A 586-nucleotide genomic window follows, 5' to 3' on the forward strand; every position below is an offset into this window, starting at 1 on the left:
AGTAGAAAAGCTAGTGATTATGTATTGTTCAAAGAGCAAGAAATGGAGCTCAAGCGCAAAATCACATAACAAAGCGTTCAAGAGGGATTCGCAACGCGTAGCATTTTCGTTATGCGTTGATTTTATTAGTTTTTAGTGTAATGCGGTGAGTTGGTCGTTGCGTTGCTCACCCCTTAACGCGGCGTTAGCTTGCTAAAGGCTAGCAATACTAGCCTAAACTTGCCCTAATATCTGAAATGGTGATAAATAGCTTATTGTCTGCATCTTGAAACGTTTTAAAACCATAGCGCTCATAGAAATGTTTAGCGCCATCTTTTGCGTCAACAATAACGACGGGGAATGCCACGCTATCACTAGCGGCTAGTAGTTTTCGTAGAGCATCGATAAGTAACCACTCTCCAAATCCTTTACCTTTATAGCGCTCATCGATAGCTAAGCGAGCAATGAGTCCGCCAGACGGTAAGCGCTTAATTCTCGACATAACTCATCGCCCAACCACAACGATCTAGTCTTTAGCCAAGTTCCAAGGCAGTAACGCTTCTATTTGCTCAAGAGTTTCAGCGTATGGCAGCTGAGTAAGAAGGGT

At 43.2% G+C, this 586-nt stretch carries 1 pseudogene; it reads right to left on the reverse strand.

The window, feature by feature from the left end:
- Positions 1-208: 208 nt before the first annotated feature.
- Positions 209-457, reverse strand: a pseudogene (locus FKQ60_RS17385) (GNAT family N-acetyltransferase); the annotation flags it as partial.
- Positions 458-586: the final 129 nt, after the last annotated feature.

Source organism: Vibrio sp. A11, assembly GCF_013048705.1.
GTDB lineage: Bacteria > Pseudomonadota > Gammaproteobacteria > Enterobacterales > Vibrionaceae > Vibrio > Vibrio metschnikovii.